This is a genomic window from Streptomyces sp. NPDC127114, assembly GCF_042677525.1.
GTDB lineage: Bacteria > Actinomycetota > Actinomycetes > Streptomycetales > Streptomycetaceae > Streptomyces.
On record NZ_JBHXTJ010000005.1, the window covers coordinates 51,378 to 68,478 of the forward strand.

A 17,101-nucleotide genomic window follows, 5' to 3' on the forward strand; every position below is an offset into this window, starting at 1 on the left:
CTGGCGGCCGCGTGGCTGCGGAGGTGAGGGCCCGCGTCGTCCAGGGCGTCCAGGAGGCGGATCGCGTAGACCTCGGTCATGCGCTCGGTGATCTCTTCCGGGGTGATCCACTCGACCGCGCGGACGTCGACTTCGACAAGCGGGTCCTCTACATCCGCCAGCAGACCCAGCGTCGACGCGGGGTCCTGTACGACGACGATCCCAAGGGACGCCGTCGGCGGGTCGTACCGCTGCCCGCCCTGTGCATCGCGCCCCTCCGGTGGGACCGGATGAAGCAGAACGATCACGAGCCAAGGCAGGGGAGAAGTGGCAGGAGGGCGGCTACGTCTTCACCACAAGCACCGGCCGTCCGGTAGAGCCGCGCAACGTGTACTGCTCCTTCACCCGCGTCGCCGCATCCGCCGGCCTCCGCGTGATCCAGCTTCACGACGCCCGACACGGTACGGCGACGCTACTCACCGCCGCAGGCGTCGCACCCCGGGTAGGGATGGAGATCCTCGGTCACAGCCAGATCAGCATCACGATGGACGTGTACACGCACGTTGTCCAGGACACGCAGCGCGAGGCGATCAGCCACATGGACAGGCTTCTCAGGAGGCGGCCCGGTCGTGTGATCGCCGCCGGTGATGTCACCTGTAGATGTCAAAGGGCAGGTACGGAATCTTCGTACCTGCCCTTTGTGCTTGTGCCCCCGGCAGGATTCGAACCTGCGACACCCGCTTTAGGAGAGCGGTGCTCTATCCCCTGAGCTACGAAGGCGGGGCCTTGCGTACAACGTGGCTGAATACTCTGCGTGAGCAGACAGCCGTGCCGTGGCAAGGAGTGGGACCGCCGCTGAGGGCGGTCCCTGACAGGTTAGCGGATCGGGTGGGGGCGGTGGGCTGTGGCGTCAGCTCTTGTTGGTCATCGGGGGCGGGCTGTGGTGTCGCCGGTGTCGGTGGCTTCCGCGTCGGCGTCGGCGTACGTGGGGTCTTCTTGGTAGCGGGCGGCGCTCGTGGCGTTCTGGGCAAGGAGGAAGCTGAGGACGACGAGGCTCTGGGCCTCGGCGCCGAAGGCGATCATGCGGCGGTTCCACAGCGAGCGGTCGAACTGCGAGAAGCCCGCCTCGGTGTCTTCGCGGCCACCGTAGAGCTGCTGGTGGACGGCGGTGTCGTCGGGGATCTGCAGCAAGTGCTCGGCGCGGTGGAAGCCGGTCTCGGCGTCGCTCTGCCCGTCGCCGCGTTCGCCCGGTGCGGTGGTGACGCCGACGGGCTCGCGGTGTACGTGCGGGCCGCGGGGGCAGGGGATGGTGAGCAGGTGGTACCAGCGGTGGGTGTGGGCGCTGGCGCGGCGTTCGAGCTTGCGAACCGGCAGGGGCACGAGGGCGCTGGTGCCGTCGTCGAGGTAGGCGCGTTCGTGGACGCGCCCTGCCGAGGACCACAGTTCGTGCCGGCAACGGCGGTAACCGACGGTGCGGATGTAGCGGGGCTTGGTGCCCTTGTGCTGCTTGTTGATGAGGAGCCGGCCGCGGCGGGCGATCACGTCGCGGTGCATACCGCGGAAGGCGCCGTCGTACAGGACGCCCATGCAGCCGTCGGCGGCGTCCAGGATGCCGCAGGCGAGCTCGAGGGCGACGGCGGCCTCGCCGCCTTCCTGGTCGTGGGGGACGTGGGAGTAGTTGAGGAAGACGCGTCGGAAGTAGCCGCGGTGACGGGTGGAGAAGACGACGAACTTGGTACCCAGGACCATCGCCTCGTCCTTCTCCTCCTTCTCCTCCCTCCCGTCCGGTTCGTTCTGGTGGGAGGTCTCGCCCCGGCCGGTTTGCTGGCCGGGGGCGTGCTTGCGGTCGGCGCCGCCCTCCTTCTGCCAGGAGGAGGCGGGGTCGACGCGGTGACGGCGGATCTCGCCGGTGGTGGGGTCGACGCTGTAGGGGGTGGTGGAGAGGGTGGGGGACTTGGCGACGGTGCCGTCGCCGGCGATGAGCTGGTGGCGTCGCGGGCCGCTCCAGCAGCGGCGGGCGTCGGCGGGGAGCAGGCCCTGGCGCAGGGCCTGGGTGAGGGCGAGTTCGGCGAAGGACGCGTTGAGAGCCTCGAGGCGCGGGACGAGGAGCTTGCGCTGGGCGTGCTGCCACTGATGGCGTGAGGGACCTGCTTGGGGCAGGCGTCTGGCCTCGTCGCTGCCCAGGTGGTGGGCGACGCCCTCGCGGACGGTGTTCCAGACCGTCGCGTCCTGGAGGTCGCCGGCGCAGTAGCGGGCGGAGCCGTGGATGCCGCGCAGGGCGAGGAAGAGGACGTAGACGTAGGGCGGGTAGTGGGGCGGGCGGCCCCGGCGGGGGCCGGGTTCGTCTTCGAGGGCTGCGGCGAGACGGTAGAGGTCTTCGAACCGTGCGACGTCCCTGACGCGGCGAGAGACCGTGCGCAGGTCGGATTCGCAGGCACGGCGGGCGGTCCTCTTGCGCTGGGCGCGGTCGCCGAAGAGGTCGTCAGGCATTCCGGCCGTCTCCTTTCTGTGGGGAGGTGTCGTGAGTGGTGGTTCCTGGTTGCCAGTCGTGTCCGATGAGCGCCGCGGTGCTGTCGAGAGAGTTCATGCCGAGATGGCGGGCCGCGGCCTCGATATGACGGGTGCGGGTGAAGGTCTCCCACCCGGCGTAGGCGGTGATGGAGGCGGGCCGGACCGTGCTGTCGGCGCCCAGCCCGATCCGGTTGACCAGGTCCCGCAGGGCGACGCAGACCCGGGCCTGGATCTGCTCGTTGCTGCCGTTGCGCGAGGAGACGGCGAGTTTCAGGCAGCCGGGCTCGTGCCCCGGCGGGGCTGCGGCCTGGACGTGATGGGCGCGGGCCGCAAGGACGTGGGCGGCCCAGGTGTCCAGCGGACACCAGCGAGGCCTCGTCTTGGTCGAGCCGTGCATCCATACCCGCGCGCCCGTGAGGTCGAGGTCGGCGGGTGTGACGTGGCCGATCTCGCCGCTGAATCCGCCGGCAAGGGCGAGTGCGGCAGCGGCGGCGTGGCGCGTGGCGTGGTGGGTGAACTCGGCTGCTGCCCGTAGTTCGACGGCCTCGGCCTCGTCCAGAGGGCGGGTTTCGCCCGTCACCCGGGGAGGCAGGTCGATGTCCCGGGTGGGGTCGGTGTCGGCGAGGCCGAGCCGGTGGGCGGAAGCGAAGCACATCCGCAGGACACTGCGTCGCAGGTGCCGGGTGGACAGGGAGGCCGGGGCCACCCGCCCGTGACGTGTCCGACCCTGGGCGTCTACGAATTGCGTGGTCAGAGCGGTGTCGAGGTCGCTGAGCAGTGGAGCGCCGTGGACCGTGGCGAACGCCTCGAAGCGGTGCAACAGCTGGCCGAACCGGCTGAGCGTCTGCTCGGACATCTCGCCGCGCGTGACCAGACCCTGCCACTCGGCGAGGACCTGTCCGACAGTGGCCGCGAGCGTGACTTCACCAGCCACGGTCTGCCACCTCTGCCACCATCGGGCAGGGCCGCGACCGTGTCGGGTTCGGAGAGTGAGGGATACGGGGCATGCGGACACCTCCGCGTAACTGGTGCGAACATGCACCACCGTGCGGAGGGTTTCCCGTACGCGCAACGCGAGGACGCCCAAGTGGTGAAGGGGTCGTCCGTTCGGTGCTTTGACTGACGTTCGCTCAGTGCGCTGGGCGGACAGCGGTGTTGGGCATGAGTGCTGGTTCCCTTCCGGTGAATAGTGCCATGCTGGTCGGCAGGGGGTGGATGGCGAGGGGATCGAACCCTCCGCGCCCAGGCTCCAGATCCTCGCGCGAACACCAGCCGCCACCCCAGAGATGTCGCCCCGGCCCCGGCCGGGGCGACGTCTCGCTGCTACGTGGGGCTCTCGCCGTCAGGTGAGAGGGGCGTGGGCGCCGCGCAGGGTCTGCAGGACGCCGTCGAGGAAGGCCGCGTACCGCGCGTCGGGCAGTGCTTGGACTTCCTGGCGGGTCAGCCCGAGCAGGGTGGTGCCCGCGGAGGGTCCGGCCTGACCGGGGCGCGGTCCCGTACCCCGCTCCGTCCGCGACGCGTTGTCCTTGTGCGGCTCCGAAGGCGCCTCACCTGCCGGACCGTCGGCCGGTTCAGGCGCCGGCTGATGGTTGGCGGGGGCAAGGTGGACGCGCAACTGCTCGTCGCGGACCAAGACCAGGCCGATCACCAGCCACTCGACCAAGTACATGCCACGCAGCGGAACCCCGGGCAGGCCCGCGCGGATGCGCTTGGCCAGTTCCTCCTGCGGGAGGGGGCCGTCGGCGAGATGCCGTGCTGCGGCCGGGGCGGACCAGTGCGCCGCAAGCAGTGGGTGTAGCAGGAGCCTTGCCCGGGCGGAATCCCGCTGCCACAGGCCGGCGAATTCCCGCCCCTCGTCGGTGACCGCGTACAGGCCCTGGGCTGCCCGCACCAGACCCACGTCCGCCAGGAAGCCCATGCAGTCGCCGACGGTCGCCGCGCTCCGCCCGGTGTGCTGCGCCAGCACGCTTCGCCGTACCTCGCCCGTGCCTTCGGCCAGTCGGGCGAGAGTCGCGAGGGTCTTGATCTGTTGCACGGGGCTGGACCGCCCGCTGGGCAGCGTCCGCCGCGACGCGGGAGTGGTGGTGCCCGAGGTCCGCCGGCGGGTCCGCTGCCGGCGGTCAGAGGATGTAGAAGCGCTCGCGTACCAGCCATCTCTGGAATCCGAGTGCGAAAAGAAAGACACGGTGAGCCCATTTCCCGGCCCATGGCAGGCCGAATTTGCTCCGGACCCTCGCGCGTGCCCCAAAAGGCGCCTAGAATCTAGGCGATGCGTGAGCCCAGAAAAAGCGCGTCCCTGTGCCGCCGAACGGTTCCAGCCCCCGGCGGCACTTGCGCGTGCATCTCCCTTGTTGGTTCGAAGGGGATACTCGCTAAGCATCACCAGCCTCAGATGCCTGGGGAATGCCGTAGATGCCGCGCTCAAGGCGGACGAGTACCCCAGCCCGTACGAGTTCGGTGAGCTCCGGACCCACGCCGCCGACCCGAAGGTCCGGACGTGCAACGCTCACATGCCCGGCGATCTCCGCACGGGACACACCTCGACCCCCCTGTGCGCGTACGTAGGCCGCCATCACCTGGCCCAGCGTCGGTCGCGCGCCACCCGGCGTCCACCCGGCCGGCTCGCAGGGAGGTTCCAGCACGTCATCGCCTGCCTGCGCCACACCGACCAGTAGCTCTTCGGCGCCCAGCGCCACCTTCTGAGAGACCTCCGCGCGCGCATTCGCAGAGTCGAACGCCGCGCGGGCCGCCGTGACCTCCTGCTCTGCGCGGGCAAGGCGCTCCTTCGATGCGGCAAGTCGCTCCTCGTCGTGGAGCGCCAGCGACCTCAGCTCGGCCAGAACGGCCAGCGCGGCTTGCGACTGCATGGAAGGAACCTCCCCTCAGTTCCCGGGATCTGCAATCTGCGACGAGATTATCCAGCCGCTCATCAGCTCGGTAGGGCTTCTCCGGAATTGCCCCCTGAGGAGGTCTGCGAAAGAGAGCGAGATGCGCTCGAACGAAATCCGAAAATCGCTCCGAAGTCTTCCCGTGACGGCGTCACTCTGCAATGGCTTATGCGCTCTCACCTGCGTCTTCTTCACGAGACGTCAGTTACCCAGCGTCAGTGTGGCTCGTGCGCAGGGAAGGGGGGCGCACGGGAGTGAATGACCGCCCATGGAGCAGGTGCCTGCGGTGCTAGCTCGATCGGGGCTCCAGTGTGATCCATCCGTCCGGGATCCAGCCCCCGATGTAGCCCTCGACGAACAGGTCGAACTTCGGGATGCCCAGGTGTCCCAGGCCTGGCAGGGCGTCCTCGCACGACTCCCAGCCACCCGCTTCCACTGGGAACAGCTTGTCGGCATGGGCGGTGAAGATGCGGACCTCGCGCCGCCCGGACCGCGACCACGCAGGCAAGGGCTCGACCCGTGCGACCACGGCACCCGACCGCATCGCACCAACTCCCCTCAGCCGGAGGGCGGCCTGTTCGTACGTCTCACGTTCGCGGCGCAGGGTCGAGGGAAGGGTGAACCCGCCGGATGGTCCGGGACGGACGGTGAGCACCTCATGTCCAGGACCGAAGCACAACAGGTAGACCTCTCGACGCATAAGCGGTGCATACATGCACATGCGTAAATCGTCTCTGCTCGTGCGCGCCGCGCAAGTGGGGTGCGGCCAAGAGGGGATTGACGGTCGTGCGGTCAGAGTGAGGGACTCGGCGGCAGCGCCGCCGGTCCCGGCCAGAGCTGGAACCCGAAGGCGGCCTCAAGTCTGGCGATCGTTCCCAGGTCCGGCATGACCCTGCCGTTGACCACCCTGCTGATGGTGGAATGGGTGACGCCCGTGGCGTCGGCCAGCGTGCGGAGCGTGTGTCCGGTGGAGCTCATGGCGCGGTCGAGGCTGCGGGCCAGAGCCTGTCCGTAGTGCGCGCTCACGGGCGCGTCGGGAGCCAGAGCGGCATGCGGCCAGGTTCCGTCGATCACATAGTGTCGCGGGACCTGATCGTTACTGCTCCGGGGCATGCCGAGATCATCCCATGTGCCCATGGGTCCGCACCTTTCCCCGCCCGACTATCTCTGATCGGCTCGCCGACGGTGTTGCAAGTATGGAACATAGGATACGGGGTGGACGAGAGCTTGAAGGGGATTTCCCGCAACAGTCAGGGGTACCGGCGGGGCACCGACCTCGGGGCCATCGGTGCAGCCGCAGAAGCGGCTGAACGCCGACATCGTCGCCGCGGCGGACGCCCAGATGATCGCCGTCCAGGTCACCGTGCCCGTCGCGAGCGCATGAGGTCTGACCCTCGCCTCGACGGGCAGGACGGTGCCAGGGACGGATCATGCCACCAGCTGCGGGTTCCCTCGTGCCGTGCGGCTGTCGAGACTCGACGGTGACCGCAGTGTGCGCCGGCATGGGCGGCGCATGCGTCCCATCGAAAGAGAGCGCACGTGTCCCCAGTACCCCGGGCCAAGCTGCTCAGTCGGGCGATCCTCGCGGGGACGTCCGTCTATCTCGCCGGCCAGGTGGTGCACACGGTCCTCAACACCAACCGGTGGCCGTTCTGCACCTTCAACATGTTCGCGTACCACAAGCGGGACCAGGCGCTGCAGATGCGCGTCCGGCTGTTCACGGACGACGGGGGCGCCATCGGGCCCACCGATCCGTGGTCGCTGCTGCCGCTGGAGTTCTTCCGGGTGGTGTCCGTGCTGGAGCGGGTCTTCTACGCGCAGGACGACGTCGAGGTCCGCGACCGGTTCTGCCGACAGGCGCTGGAGCGGCTGAACCGGCGGGGCTGGCGGGCCTGGGACGAGGTGAAGGCGTCGTTCTCGGCGGGGCCCGGGCGGCGGTTCGTCGCCATGGAGCTGTACTTCGTGGAGGTCGACTTCCGGACCTGCTCGCCCTTCGACCGTACGGAGGTCCTGTCGGCCGAACTTGTCCACCGGTACGACCCGATGGGTCTCGTCGACGGGCAGCAGGGCTATGAGCTGTGGCGGTTCGTGGAGCCCCTCGACGAGGAGATCGAGAAGGAGGAGGCGGGACATGCTGCCTGAGATCAGCGGGGCGCGTCAGCGCCTGGCACTGGCCCGGCTCACCACCGGACTCGCCGTGCTCAACACACTCTGGCACCTGCCTCCCGGCGACGCCCTCGTCGACGAGTGGAGCCGGACGGACGACGACGGGGCCGAGGGGAACCGGGGCGGTCGGCTGACCGCCGAGCAGTACGAGGGCCTGCGGCGACTGGCGTTCGTTTCTACGGCCGCGTGGACGCTCGGCGTCGAGAGCAAGGCGCTGAAGTTCGCCGCCAACGTTTCGTTCGCCGCCGTGCAGCGGCACGTGGCGCAGTTCGACCAGCGGGCGTGGAACTACAACTCCAACCTCAACGTCTACCTGCTCCTGCTCTCGCTGACCGACTCACGCGGCAGCCTCGCCGAGGAAGGCCCTGCTGATGACGACGGCTCCTCTGACGGGGTCGCGACCGCGGTTCTGCTTGCCATGCGGCTGTACTACGGCTGCCTGTACTTCCAGTCCGGCCTGTCCAAGCTGCTGTTGAGCGGCCCGGCCTGGGCCGACGGTCGTACCCTGCGCGGGAGCTGGGCCGAGCTCGGGACCCGCGCCGGCAAGTGGATCAGTCGACGGCCCATGACGGTGGCGGCCGCCGCCAGCGCCGCGACACTCGCCTTCGAACTCCTCTTCCCGGCGGCGCAGATCGCGTTCCGCAAGCGACCCCGGGCGGTGGGTCTGGCCTCCCTGGCCTTCCACTCGTCCATCAAGGCGACGATGGACATCTCCTTCTGGCATCACGCCGTCCACGCCTTGCCACTGTTCGTTCTCGACCCCGGCGCCGAGAGGCACGCAGCACGACTTCTGCGCGCCTTCCGGAGGCGCTGACACGTCCCCCGCTGGCCCCCCGAGCCCTTGGCTCGGGGGGGTTCGTGTTTTCCTGAGCCGTTTACGGAGCGTTTTCGGCACCCCTTCCTGAAGATCGCCAAGGCAGCTTCCTGCCGCGTGCAATTGCTGCCACAGAAAAGCCTTCCGTAGGCCCTTCCAGCGGGACATGATTAACCCGTCGCCAACAAACGGAGGCGACACCGGGAGAGAATCCCGGGAAACCTCGAAATTACTCAGGGAGTAATCATGCTGAAGATCGTCAAGGTTGTCGCTGCCAAGGCCGTCTCCGGTCGGGTCTTCAACTAACTGTCGCCTCGCGGGCCGGGAGCGGTCTCCGCTCCCGGCCCGCGGCAGCGGCTTCGTCCAAGCCTGAAAGAATCCGTTCGGAGGCGGTGCGTCCCATGGCGAATGCGGAAACGAAGAATCCCGGTCCGGCCGAGGAGAAATCCATCTGGCGCGACTCGAGATTCCGCCGTCATTTCGCCGGCATGTGGGTCAACGCCTTCGGTAACGGCGTATTCAATATCGTCCTGCCCCTCCTCGTCTTCGACCGGACGCATTCCTTCGCCGCAATGGGCGGCGTTGCTCTGGCCACACAGCTCCCCAAGGCGTTTCCCGGCCCCCTGATCGGCGTGCTCGCCGACCGCCGGTCGCCGCGCGCGATGATGCTGTGGGCCTACCTGCTCCAGGCCGGCCTCGTACTGACCATTCCGCTCGCCGCCGGTGCGTCCACCGCCGCCGTGTGGCTGATCGGCCTCGTCGCGTACGCGATGAACACCATCGACCTGTTCGCCCGCACCGCCACCTTCGTCACCATCCCGCGCGTGTACGGAGACCGCCGCAGCAAGGTGAACGCGGCCTTCGCCAGCGCCTGGACGTCGGCGTCGGTCCTCGGCCCCGTGGCCGGCGGGTTCCTGCTCCAGATCACGTCCGCCGACGTGCTGATGCTGCTCGACAGCCTCACCTTCCTGGCCATCGCCGCCGTCGTGCTCACGATCGGCGCCCCGACCACACCGGGGAACACCTCCACGGCGCCCATGCGCAAGAGCCTCGCGGAAGGCCTCACCTGGTTCCGCAGGGCCGAAGGCGCCGGGCGGTTCGTGAGCTCGATCGCCGCCGTCGCGATCGTGTACGCGCCGCTGGCCACCCTCGCCGTCTTCGCCGTACGGGACGTGTACGGCGACGGGCCCACCGAAGCCGGCATCGTGACGAGCGCCGCCGGTGCCGGCCTCTTCCTCGGCACCCTGATCTGCCAGCGGCTCGCCGACCGGCCCAAGGAGCCGGTGATGCGCCAGGCCGCCCTGTGGATGGCCGTCGGCTCCGCGCTCTTCGCAGTCCCCTCGTGGATCGGCGCTGCCGCCGCGATGCTCGTCGTGAACCTCTGCGGCATGGTCTACGCCGTCTCCCGCTCCAACCTCATCCAGGAGCGGGTGCCGATGGAGCACCTGGGGCAGACGATGACCGCCGTCCAGTCCCTGGAGTCCGCGGTCCAGCCCGTGTCCGTCGCCGTGGTGAGCGCGGTGCTCGCCTTCGCCGGACCGCCCGGAGCGGCCGTGTTCCTGACCGTCTTCTCGGTCGCCGCCGCGTTCCTCGTCCTCGGCGGCGGGCGGCTGCTGACCCCTCGTACCGAAATCCCCACCGCCACCGCCACCCCGCAACCCCTGAACGTGACCGTCCCCGCGGCGGCACACGGAGGCACCCGATGACATCGATCAATCTCCGGCAGGGCCTGTCCGTCCTGCAGCCGGGCAAGGACCTCATGATCGGCCTCATGCCGCCCGCGGCGCTGGTCATCGAGGATGCCCCCGAGTACCTGCGTCACGTCCTGTCCGCCTTCTCGACCCCCGTGGCGGAAGGAGAGGCGCTCGCGGCCGTCACCGCCAACTCCGGACTGACTGACGACGAGGCCCGCCGGCTCCTCGACGAGCTGCTCGGCGCCGGGGTCCTCACCCCGCAGTGGGTCGACCGCGAGGAGCGTTACAGCCGTCACCGCCTCTACTTCGGTGTCTCCGGCTTCGACGGCGACCCGATGGAGATCATCAGGGGCAGCTCCATCGGCCTCATCGGCACCGGCGGCATCGGCAGCAACGTGGCGATGATGCTCGCCGCGGCGGGCGTCGGCCGGCTCGTCGTCGCCGACGCCGACGTCGTCGAGACCACCAACCTCACGCGCCAGTTCCTCTACACCGAGGGCGACGTCGGCACCCCGAAGGTCGAGGCCCTCGCCCGCCGCGTCGCCGAGCGCAACACGGAGGTGCGCGTCGACGTCGTCAACGACGTCTTCGACGGCCCCGACTTCGCCGTCCGGCACTTCGCCGACTGCGACCTCGTCATCCTGTCCGCCGACACCCCGCAGGACGTCCACCGCTGGCTGAACGAGGCGTCAGTCCGGACCGGAGTCCCGTACACCTGCGCCGGCTATCTCGACACGATGGGCATCGTGGGCCCGCTGGTCGTGCCCGGCCGGACGGCCTGCCTGGAGTGCCACTTCGCCGAGACCAGCCTGGCCTCGTACAACGATGGCGACCTGGAAGGCACCGACTTCACGGACTACAACCGGTCCTACCAAGCGCCGAGTTACGGCCCGCTCAACGCGATGGTCTCGGCCGTCGCGGTCAACGAGACGCTGCGCTTCCTGCTCGGCCTGCCGGCCAAGTCGCTCGGCGCCAAGCTGCTGCTGGACTCCGCGGAGTACGGCGTCCAGACGGAGGAGTACGAGCGCGACGACGCGTGCACCTCGTGTGGTGCGGGTGCGCGCGAGGGCGTCCTGAGCGGCGCCGCATAGGCGCGGAGGGGCGGCGGACGGTCTCCGGGTGCCGGCGGTGGAGGAGGACAGACGCCCCGCCCGCACCCGGCATCCGCATGTTCCGGTGAGGCGGCCACGTCAGCCGCGCAGAGGGAACGCCATCTCCAGTTCGCGCTGGCTCTCGTTCAGCGGATACGGCTCCTCGTGACCGGTCGGAACGAAGCCGCTGCGCCGGTAGAAGGCGATGGCGCGGCGGTTCTCCTCGTGGACGAGGAGGACGAGCCGCTCGGCCGCTGTCTCCTCGCGCGCCCAGCGGACGATCTCGTCCAGCATGAGCGCCGCTGCCCCGCCGGCCGGGCCCCGGTGACCGGGGTGCAGCCAGACGCCGACGAGCTTGGCCGTGTCCGGGTCGGGCAGGAAGCCGTTCATGGTCCCGACCCAGGCGCCGTCCGGGGCTACGGCGGCGACCCCGATGTTGCCGGGGCCGGCGGCGCGCGTGGTGCGGAACTGCCACTCCGAGTCCGGGTGCTGAAGCGCGTCCTCGACCGTCTCGAGGTAGGCGAGCGGGGTGTCGCGGAGCATCTGGAGACGTATCTCGCGGTACTCCGGCCAGTCCTCGGCCCGTACGCGGTGCAGGGTGTAGTCCATGGCGGGCGATCTTCGCAGGCCGCCTCGGCTCTGGCCAAGAACCCCTTCATCGAATATCGTCGATGGTCGATGAAGCGAACCGAGTCGATCACCGAAGAGCAGGCCCGCACGTACGCGACCTGGTTCCGTGCTCTCGGAGACCCCACGCGCGTCCGGCTCCTGCACCTCCTGGCCGCGGCCGGTCGGCCGATGACCGTGGGTGAGCTCGTCGCCCAGGTGGACATCGGTCAGTCGACCGTCTCCCATCACCTGAAGATCCTGGCCGAGGTCCGCTTCGTCCTGCCCGAGAAGCAGGGCACCTCGACCCTGTACGCCGTGAACCGCACCTGCCTGTCGGTGTTCCCGCGCGCGGCCCGGGCCATCATGGGGGAGGAGCCGCCCGGTGCCTGCTGAATTCGCCGTGGTCCCGATGACCACTGAGCACGCCGACGAGGTCCTGGCGATCTACCAGGCCGGCATCGACGAGGGCAACGCCACCTTCGAGACCGAAGCCCCGACCTGGGAGGCCTTCGACGCGGCCAGGCTGGCCGAGTACCGGTTCGTCGCCTTCGACCGCGATGCCGGCAGGGTGCTCGGCTGGGTCGCCGCCACGGCCGTGTCCGACCGGTGTGTCTACGCCGGCGTCGTCGAGCACTCGGTCTACGTGCACGCCGATGCCCGGGGGCGTGGTGTCGCCTCCGCGCTGCTGAAGGCTCTCGTCGACTCCACGGAGGCGGCGGGGATCTGGACGATCCAGTCCGGCATCTTCCCCGAGAACGCGGCCAGCCTTGCCGTCCACGCCCGTGCGGGTTTCCGGGTCGTCGGCACCCGCGAACGCATCGGCCGCCACCACGGCCGCTGGCGCGACACGGTCCTCGTCGAACGCCGCAGCCCCCACATCGACTGACCGGCCTCAGCCGCGCTCGCCGAGGGTGAGCTGACCGTGGTGGAAGTCGAAGTGCCGAGTGGGATACCGGTAGAGGTCCGCGAGGGTCATGAAGTCCTGGAAGAACGGGTCCCACCGCACCGGGTAGTGCATCCCCCGCGCCAGATCGCGCTCGGACTCCGCCGCGAGCCGCCGCTCCAGCGAGCCGGTGACGCGGTCGAACGCTGCGCCCGTCCTTTGGGGCCCGAACACCTTCATCGCCCCGCACGGCCCGAGGTAGTTGATCACGTCGAAGGGCCTCGTCCCCGCGTCGAGCGCCCAGGCGAACGCCTTGCTCGCGTTCCCGGGCAACCGGCTGAAGCCGCGTGTCAGGCCCAGCAGGACGCGGGTGACGAGGTAGCCGAAGAGCATGTGCCACAGGAGCTGCCCGTTGGTCCATCGGGTGCCGTCGGTCGGGCGGGCGAGGTCGGCCGGCGTGGCCTCGTCCAGGAGGGCGCGGAAGGTGCGCCTGGCCCTGGCGTAGTCGTCGAGGACGGTCTGCCGCTCGAGCATCGGATGACTGTCTTCCATCGCGCCGCTCCCGTTGCAGAGCCGGGGAACCCCCGGGACTGGATGATTCCCGCGCGGATGCGCCCTGGAACGCCGCCGTGCGGCCGTCCACCGGCCTCTTGCTGTCAGCGCAGCAGCTCGGCGATCTGCCGGGCGGCTTCGCGGGCCGGGCGCCCCACCCCGATGAGGGTCGCGGAGGCGGGGCCGGTCCAGTCCCCGTAGCCCAGGAGGTGGAGACGGGGTTCGCCGAGGGCCTGGGTGTCGTGGGTGGGGATGTGGCCGCGGGGGCCGCGGAGGCCCAGTGGGGCCAGGTGGGCGAGGGCGGGGCGGAAGCCGGTGCACCAGATGACGGCGTCCGCCTCGGCGGTCATGCCGTCGGCCCACTCGACTCCGCTCGCCGTGAGGCGGGAGAACATCGGCTGGGCCTTCAGCAGTCCGGCGTCGCGGGCCGCGCGGACGGGCGGGACGGCGACGATGTCGCCCAGCGAGGCCACGCCGCCGGTGTCGGTGCGGCCTTCGTCGAGGGCGCGGCGGCGGGCGGTGGCGTGGTCGAAGAGGGCTCGGCCGTCGATGTCGTCGGCAAGGTAGCGGGGTTCGCGCAGGGTGGCCCAGGTCAGCTCGGTGTCGTACGCGAGGTCGGCGGCGATCTGCGCGCCGGAGTTGCCGCCGCCGACGACCACGACCCGCTGTCCGGCGAAGTCGGCGGGGCTGCGGTACTCCACCGTGTGGAGTTGCCGGCCCTGGAAGTCCTCGCGGCCGGGGACGGCCGGGATGAAGGGGCGTGACCACGTGCCCGTCGCGCTGATGACCGCACGGGCTCGCCAGGTTCCGAGGTTTCCCTCCACCCGCAGGAACTCGCCGTCGCGGTGGACCGCCTCCACCCGGACCGGGCGGACGACCGGGAACTCGTACCGCTCCTCGTAATCGCGCAGGTACGAGACGACGTGCGCCGCCTCCGGGTACGTCTCGCCCGGCTGTGGCGGCATGAGCCGGCCCGGGAGGGACGAGTACGCGGCGGGTGAGAAGAGGTGGAGGGAGTCCCAGGTGTGCTGCCAGGCGCCGCCCGGGGAGTGCTGCGCGTCGAGGATCACGAAGTCCAGGCCGAGGCGGCGCAGGTGGTACCCGGCGGCGAGGCCGGCCTGGCCGCCGCCGATGACCACGACATCCACTGGGGCGCTCATGAGCGGCCGCGTACGAAGATGACCGCGACCAGGCACAGGCCGGCCACCGCGCCCACCAGCTGCATGGCGACGAAGCCGGGGACCGAGGCCGGGGCGATGCCCGCGAAGGTGTCGGTGAAGGCGCGACCGATCGTCACCGCCGGGTTCGCGAAGGACGTGGACGAGGTGAACCAGTACGCGGCGCCGATGTACGAGGCGACCGCGACGGGCGCGAAGCGGAGGCGGTCCGTCCGGGCCAGGCCGAAGATCAGCAGGATCAGCCCGGCCGTCGCCACGACCTCGCCCAACAGCAGATTGCCGGCCGAGCGGTCGTGCGTGGACCACTTCACCAGCGGCTCGCCGAACATCGCGTCAGCCAGGACCGCGCCCGCGATCGCGCCCACGATCTGGGCGGGGACGTAGACGGCGAGCTCGCGGGCGTTCACGCCGGCGCCGCCGCGGCGGGCGGTCCACCATTCGGCCAGGGTGACGGCCGGGTTGAAGTGCGCGCCGGAGACCGGTCCGAGGAGGGCGATCAGGACGCCGAGGCCGAAGACGGTGGCGGTGGAGTTCGCGAGGAGCTGCAGCGCCACGTCGTCGGTGAGCTGGGTGGCCTGGATGCCGGAGCCGACGACGACCGCCACGAGCGCGGCGGTGCCGACGAGCTCGGCGGCGGCGCGGGCGGCGAGCGGGGTACGGGGCGGGGTGGCGCCGGGTGCGGGCTGCGGCGACGGGTCGGTGGCCATGGCATCGCTCGCAGCGGGCTCGGTGGCGGTCACGGGCGGGTACTCCTCGGCAGGTGGGGCGAGAGGCCTACGGGCAGGCTCTCTTGGTGTCGGCGTTGGCGCGGGCGGTGGCGGCCAGGTCGGCGAACTGGCCGGCCAGGGCTTCGATGACCTCGGGCCTCAGCCGGTAGTACGTGAAGCGGCCGCACGGCTCCGTCTCCACCACCCCGGCCTCGCGCAGGACCTTCAGGTGGTTGGAGACGTTGGTCTGCCTCGCCCCGGTCTCCTCGACCAGGTGGGTGGTGCACAGGGTCTCGCGGGCGAGCATGGTCACGATCTGGAGGCGCAGGGGATCACCCAGTACCCGGATCAGATCAGTATCGACTGACGTCATCATGTGCTGATACTCTCACATCAGTGAGGGCTGATACCAGTCCGGATTGAGCCCTGCCTGCCACGAAGGAAGAACCGATGTCCGACACCCCGCTCGCGTCCGTCCTGTTCGTCTGCGTCCACAACGCAGGGCGTTCCCAGATGGCCGCCGGGTTCCTCCGACACCTGGCGGGCGACCGGGTGGAGGTCCGCTCCGCCGGCTCGCTCCCCGGTGACCAGGTCAACCCCGCCGCCGTGGCCGCCATGGCAGAGCTGGGCATCGACATCTCCGACCAGCGGCCGAAGGTCCTCACCCCCGAGGCCGTCCAGGCCTCGGACTACGTCATCACCATGGGCTGCGGCGACGCCTGCCCGTACTTCCCCGGCAAGACCTACCTCGACTGGCAGCTCGACGACCCGGCAGGCCAGGGCGTCGAGGCCGTCCGGCCCATCCGGGACGAGATCAAGGGCCTCATCGAAGGTCTCGTCGCCGACATCGACGCGAAGAAGCAGGAGAGCTGACCTCACCATGACGACGACCACCACGACAGGCGCTCAGGACGACGTACGCGAGGTCGTCATCATCGGCTCCGGCCCGGCCGGCTACACCGCGGCCCTCTACACCGCCCGCGCCCAGCTCAAGCCGCTCCTCTTCGGCAGCTCCATATTCGTCGGCGGCTCTCTCACCACGACGACCGAGGTGGAGAACTTCCCCGGCTTCCGCGAAGGCATCAACGGCCCCGACCTCATGGACAACATGCGGGCCCAGGCCGAGAAGTTCGGCGCCGAGATGATCGACGACGACATCGTCTCCGTCGACCTGACCGGTGACGTCAAGCTGCTCACCGACTCCGAGGGAACGGTCCACCGCGCCAAGGCCGTGATCATCGCGACGGGCTCCGGCTACCGCAAGCTCGGTCTCCCCAAGGAGGACGAGCTGTCCGGACGTGGTGTGTCCTGGTGCGCGACCTGCGACGGCTTCTTCTTCCGCGACCGCGACATCGTCGTGGTCGGCGGCGGCGACACCGCGATGGAGGAGGCGACCTTCCTGACTCGCTTCGCCCGCTCGGTGACCATCGTCCACCGCCGGTCCACCCTGCGGGCCTCCAAGGCCATGCAGAACCGGGCCTTCGCCGACGACAAGATCTCCTTCGCCTTCGACAGCGAGGTCGCCGAGATCAAGGACGAGAACGGCATGCTGTCGGGCGTCGTCCTGCGGGACGTCATCACGGGCGAGACGCGCGAGCTGGACGCGACCGGGCTGTTCATCGCCATCGGTCACGACCCGCGCACCGAGCTCTTCGCCGACCAGCTCGAACTCGACGCCGAGGGCTACCTCAAGACCCAGTCCCCGACGACCCGTACGAGCATCCCGGGTGTCTTCGGCGCCGGCGACGTCGTCGACCACATCTACCGGCAGGCCATCACGGCCGCCGGCTCCGGCTGCGCCGCGGCCCTGGACGCGGAGCGGTACCTCGCCGCCCTCCGGGACGCCGACCCGGCCGGCGAAGCCGAGCTCGTAGCGGCGGGCTGAGGCCGGACAGACCCCGGGCCCGGGGGGGGGGGGGGTTGGAACCGGACAAAAGCAGCCGCCACCCCCCCCGCAACGGGGTCACAAACAACTGCGCCATCGCCTGTAACCACCCCCCCGCAACCGCCCCCCACCACCACAACAACA

Annotated in this window: 19 protein-coding genes, 1 tRNA gene and 2 pseudogenes; 9 read left to right on the forward strand and 13 right to left on the reverse strand. The window is 70.0% G+C overall.

The annotated features are described in order from the left end of the window. Positions 1 to 11: 11 nt before the first annotated feature. Positions 12 to 119, reverse strand: a pseudogene (locus ACFVGS_RS07105) (NUDIX hydrolase); the annotation flags it as partial. On the opposite strand from ACFVGS_RS07105, the pseudogene ACFVGS_RS07110 reads away from it, so the two are divergent. Continuing rightward, positions 120 to 610 (forward strand): annotated as a pseudogene (locus ACFVGS_RS07110) (tyrosine-type recombinase/integrase); the annotation flags it as partial. Positions 611 to 686: 76 nt separating this feature from the next. On the opposite strand, the gene ACFVGS_RS07115 reads toward ACFVGS_RS07110, so the two are convergent. From ACFVGS_RS07115 to ACFVGS_RS07145, 7 genes are all read right to left on the reverse strand, one after another. Next, a tRNA-Arg gene (locus ACFVGS_RS07115) sits at positions 687 to 759 on the reverse strand. 144 nt (positions 760 to 903) lie between these two features. Next, a complete protein-coding gene (locus ACFVGS_RS07120; protein ID WP_385691246.1) occupies positions 904 to 2,469 on the reverse strand; it encodes a hypothetical protein in 1,566 nt (521 codons plus the stop codon). After that, positions 2,462 to 3,424 (reverse strand): hypothetical protein, encoded by a 963-nt coding sequence (locus ACFVGS_RS07125; RefSeq protein ID WP_385691248.1) that lies wholly within the window; start codon positions 3,422 to 3,424, stop codon positions 2,462 to 2,464. The genes ACFVGS_RS07120 and ACFVGS_RS07125 overlap by 8 nt, the downstream gene beginning before the upstream one ends. Positions 3,425 to 3,832: 408 nt before the next feature. Beyond that, the gene (locus ACFVGS_RS07130; protein ID WP_385691251.1) at positions 3,833 to 4,525 is read right to left on the reverse strand and encodes a hypothetical protein; all 693 of its coding nucleotides are present in this window, start codon (positions 4,523 to 4,525) and stop codon (positions 3,833 to 3,835) included. Positions 4,526 to 4,862: 337 nt separating this feature from the next. Continuing rightward, a complete protein-coding gene (locus ACFVGS_RS07135; RefSeq protein ID WP_385691254.1) occupies positions 4,863 to 5,357 on the reverse strand; it encodes a hypothetical protein in 495 nt (164 codons plus the stop codon). 310 nt (positions 5,358 to 5,667) lie between these two features. Further along, the gene (locus ACFVGS_RS07140) at positions 5,668 to 5,886 is read right to left on the reverse strand and encodes a hypothetical protein (protein ID WP_385691257.1); all 219 of its coding nucleotides are present in this window, start codon (positions 5,884 to 5,886) and stop codon (positions 5,668 to 5,670) included. Positions 5,887 to 6,170: 284 nt separating this feature from the next. After that, positions 6,171 to 6,515, reverse strand: coding sequence for a helix-turn-helix domain-containing protein (locus tag ACFVGS_RS07145; protein ID WP_385691259.1), 345 nt, complete (start codon positions 6,513 to 6,515; stop codon positions 6,171 to 6,173). Between the two features lie 402 nt (positions 6,516 to 6,917). Here ACFVGS_RS07145 and ACFVGS_RS07150 point away from each other — a divergent pair, with 402 nt between their 5' ends. The 4 genes from ACFVGS_RS07150 (at position 6,918) to ACFVGS_RS07165 (ending at position 11,143) form a co-directional block, all read left to right on the forward strand. Then, positions 6,918 to 7,520 carry a hypothetical protein gene (locus ACFVGS_RS07150; RefSeq protein WP_385691262.1) on the forward strand — a complete coding sequence of 201 codons (603 nt, stop codon included), beginning with the start codon at positions 6,918 to 6,920 and terminating at the stop codon, positions 7,518 to 7,520. Continuing rightward, positions 7,510 to 8,358, forward strand: coding sequence for a hypothetical protein (locus ACFVGS_RS07155; RefSeq protein ID WP_385691263.1), 849 nt, complete (start codon positions 7,510 to 7,512; stop codon positions 8,356 to 8,358). The genes ACFVGS_RS07150 and ACFVGS_RS07155 overlap by 11 nt, the downstream gene beginning before the upstream one ends. Before the next feature lie 488 nt (positions 8,359 to 8,846). Beyond that, positions 8,847 to 10,064 carry an MFS transporter gene (locus ACFVGS_RS07160; protein WP_385691510.1) on the forward strand — a complete coding sequence of 406 codons (1,218 nt, stop codon included), beginning with the start codon at positions 8,847 to 8,849 and terminating at the stop codon, positions 10,062 to 10,064. After that, entirely contained in the window at positions 10,061 to 11,143 is a 1,083-nt protein-coding gene (locus ACFVGS_RS07165; RefSeq protein ID WP_385691266.1) for a HesA/MoeB/ThiF family protein, read from the forward strand. Before ACFVGS_RS07160 ends, ACFVGS_RS07165 begins: the two co-directional genes overlap by 4 nt. A 99-nt stretch (positions 11,144 to 11,242) precedes the next feature. Here ACFVGS_RS07165 and ACFVGS_RS07170 read toward each other — a convergent pair whose 3' ends face one another. After that, positions 11,243 to 11,752 (reverse strand): GNAT family N-acetyltransferase, encoded by a 510-nt coding sequence (locus ACFVGS_RS07170; protein WP_385691268.1) that lies wholly within the window; start codon positions 11,750 to 11,752, stop codon positions 11,243 to 11,245. Between the two features lie 69 nt (positions 11,753 to 11,821). On the opposite strand from ACFVGS_RS07170, the gene ACFVGS_RS07175 reads away from it, so the two are divergent. Beyond that, on the forward strand, positions 11,822 to 12,145 hold the full coding sequence (locus ACFVGS_RS07175; protein ID WP_385691271.1) for an ArsR/SmtB family transcription factor: 324 nt from the start codon (positions 11,822 to 11,824) through the stop codon (positions 12,143 to 12,145). 16 nt (positions 12,146 to 12,161) lie between these two features. Continuing rightward, positions 12,162 to 12,638, forward strand: coding sequence for a GNAT family N-acetyltransferase (locus ACFVGS_RS07180; RefSeq protein WP_385691513.1), 477 nt, complete (start codon positions 12,162 to 12,164; stop codon positions 12,636 to 12,638). Positions 12,639 to 12,644: 6 nt separating this feature from the next. Here the strand turns inward: ACFVGS_RS07180 and ACFVGS_RS07185 are convergent, their stop codons facing one another. From ACFVGS_RS07185 to ACFVGS_RS07200, 4 genes are all read right to left on the reverse strand, one after another. Next, positions 12,645 to 13,169: a DinB family protein gene (locus ACFVGS_RS07185; RefSeq protein WP_385691274.1), complete on the reverse strand. Its 525-nt coding sequence runs from the start codon at positions 13,167 to 13,169 to the stop codon at positions 12,645 to 12,647. Positions 13,170 to 13,291: 122 nt separating this feature from the next. Next, on the reverse strand, positions 13,292 to 14,347 hold the full coding sequence (locus ACFVGS_RS07190) for an ArsO family NAD(P)H-dependent flavin-containing monooxygenase (protein ID WP_385691276.1): 1,056 nt from the start codon (positions 14,345 to 14,347) through the stop codon (positions 13,292 to 13,294). Further along, the gene (locus ACFVGS_RS07195; RefSeq protein ID WP_385691279.1) at positions 14,344 to 15,105 is read right to left on the reverse strand and encodes an aquaporin; all 762 of its coding nucleotides are present in this window, start codon (positions 15,103 to 15,105) and stop codon (positions 14,344 to 14,346) included. Before ACFVGS_RS07195 ends, ACFVGS_RS07190 begins: the two co-directional genes overlap by 4 nt. A gap of 34 nt (positions 15,106 to 15,139) precedes the next feature. Further along, complete coding sequence (locus tag ACFVGS_RS07200; protein ID WP_385691281.1) at positions 15,140 to 15,448, reverse strand: ArsR/SmtB family transcription factor; 309 nt, start codon at positions 15,446 to 15,448, stop codon at positions 15,140 to 15,142. 74 nt (positions 15,449 to 15,522) lie between these two features. Here ACFVGS_RS07200 and ACFVGS_RS07205 point away from each other — a divergent pair, with 74 nt between their 5' ends. Both ACFVGS_RS07205 and trxB read left to right on the forward strand, forming a co-directional pair. Further along, positions 15,523 to 15,945, forward strand: a complete 423-nt coding sequence (locus ACFVGS_RS07205) for an arsenate reductase ArsC (RefSeq protein ID WP_385691284.1) — start codon at positions 15,523 to 15,525, stop codon at positions 15,943 to 15,945. 7 nt (positions 15,946 to 15,952) lie between these two features. Beyond that, positions 15,953 to 16,957 (forward strand): thioredoxin-disulfide reductase, encoded by a 1,005-nt coding sequence (gene trxB, locus ACFVGS_RS07210; RefSeq protein WP_384420529.1) that lies wholly within the window; start codon positions 15,953 to 15,955, stop codon positions 16,955 to 16,957. Positions 16,958 to 17,101 lie beyond the last annotated feature (144 nt).

Excerpts from the sequence above, each read along its gene's own strand:
- ACFVGS_RS07120 (WP_385691246.1), bottom strand. The coding sequence starts at position 2,469 with ATGCCTGACGACCTCTTCGGCGACCGCGCCCAGCGCAAGAGGACCGCC.
- ACFVGS_RS07135 (WP_385691254.1), bottom strand. The coding sequence starts at position 5,357 with ATGCAGTCGCAAGCCGCGCTGGCCGTTCTGGCCGAGCTGAGGTCGCTG.
- ACFVGS_RS07145 (WP_385691259.1), bottom strand. The coding sequence starts at position 6,515 with ATGGGCACATGGGATGATCTCGGCATGCCCCGGAGCAGTAACGATCAG.
- ACFVGS_RS07155 (WP_385691263.1), top strand. The coding sequence starts at position 7,510 with ATGCTGCCTGAGATCAGCGGGGCGCGTCAGCGCCTGGCACTGGCCCGG.
- ACFVGS_RS07160 (WP_385691510.1), top strand. The coding sequence starts at position 8,847 with ATGTGGGTCAACGCCTTCGGTAACGGCGTATTCAATATCGTCCTGCCC.
- ACFVGS_RS07165 (WP_385691266.1), top strand. The coding sequence starts at position 10,061 with ATGACATCGATCAATCTCCGGCAGGGCCTGTCCGTCCTGCAGCCGGGC.
- ACFVGS_RS07170 (WP_385691268.1), bottom strand. The coding sequence starts at position 11,752 with ATGGACTACACCCTGCACCGCGTACGGGCCGAGGACTGGCCGGAGTAC.
- ACFVGS_RS07175 (WP_385691271.1), top strand. The coding sequence starts at position 11,822 with ATGAAGCGAACCGAGTCGATCACCGAAGAGCAGGCCCGCACGTACGCG.
- ACFVGS_RS07180 (WP_385691513.1), top strand. The coding sequence starts at position 12,162 with ATGACCACTGAGCACGCCGACGAGGTCCTGGCGATCTACCAGGCCGGC.
- ACFVGS_RS07185 (WP_385691274.1), bottom strand. The coding sequence starts at position 13,169 with ATGCTCGAGCGGCAGACCGTCCTCGACGACTACGCCAGGGCCAGGCGC.
- ACFVGS_RS07190 (WP_385691276.1), bottom strand. The coding sequence starts at position 14,347 with ATGAGCGCCCCAGTGGATGTCGTGGTCATCGGCGGCGGCCAGGCCGGC.
- ACFVGS_RS07200 (WP_385691281.1), bottom strand. The coding sequence starts at position 15,448 with ATGATGACGTCAGTCGATACTGATCTGATCCGGGTACTGGGTGATCCC.
- ACFVGS_RS07205 (WP_385691284.1), top strand. The coding sequence starts at position 15,523 with ATGTCCGACACCCCGCTCGCGTCCGTCCTGTTCGTCTGCGTCCACAAC.
- trxB (WP_384420529.1), top strand. The coding sequence starts at position 15,953 with ATGACGACGACCACCACGACAGGCGCTCAGGACGACGTACGCGAGGTC.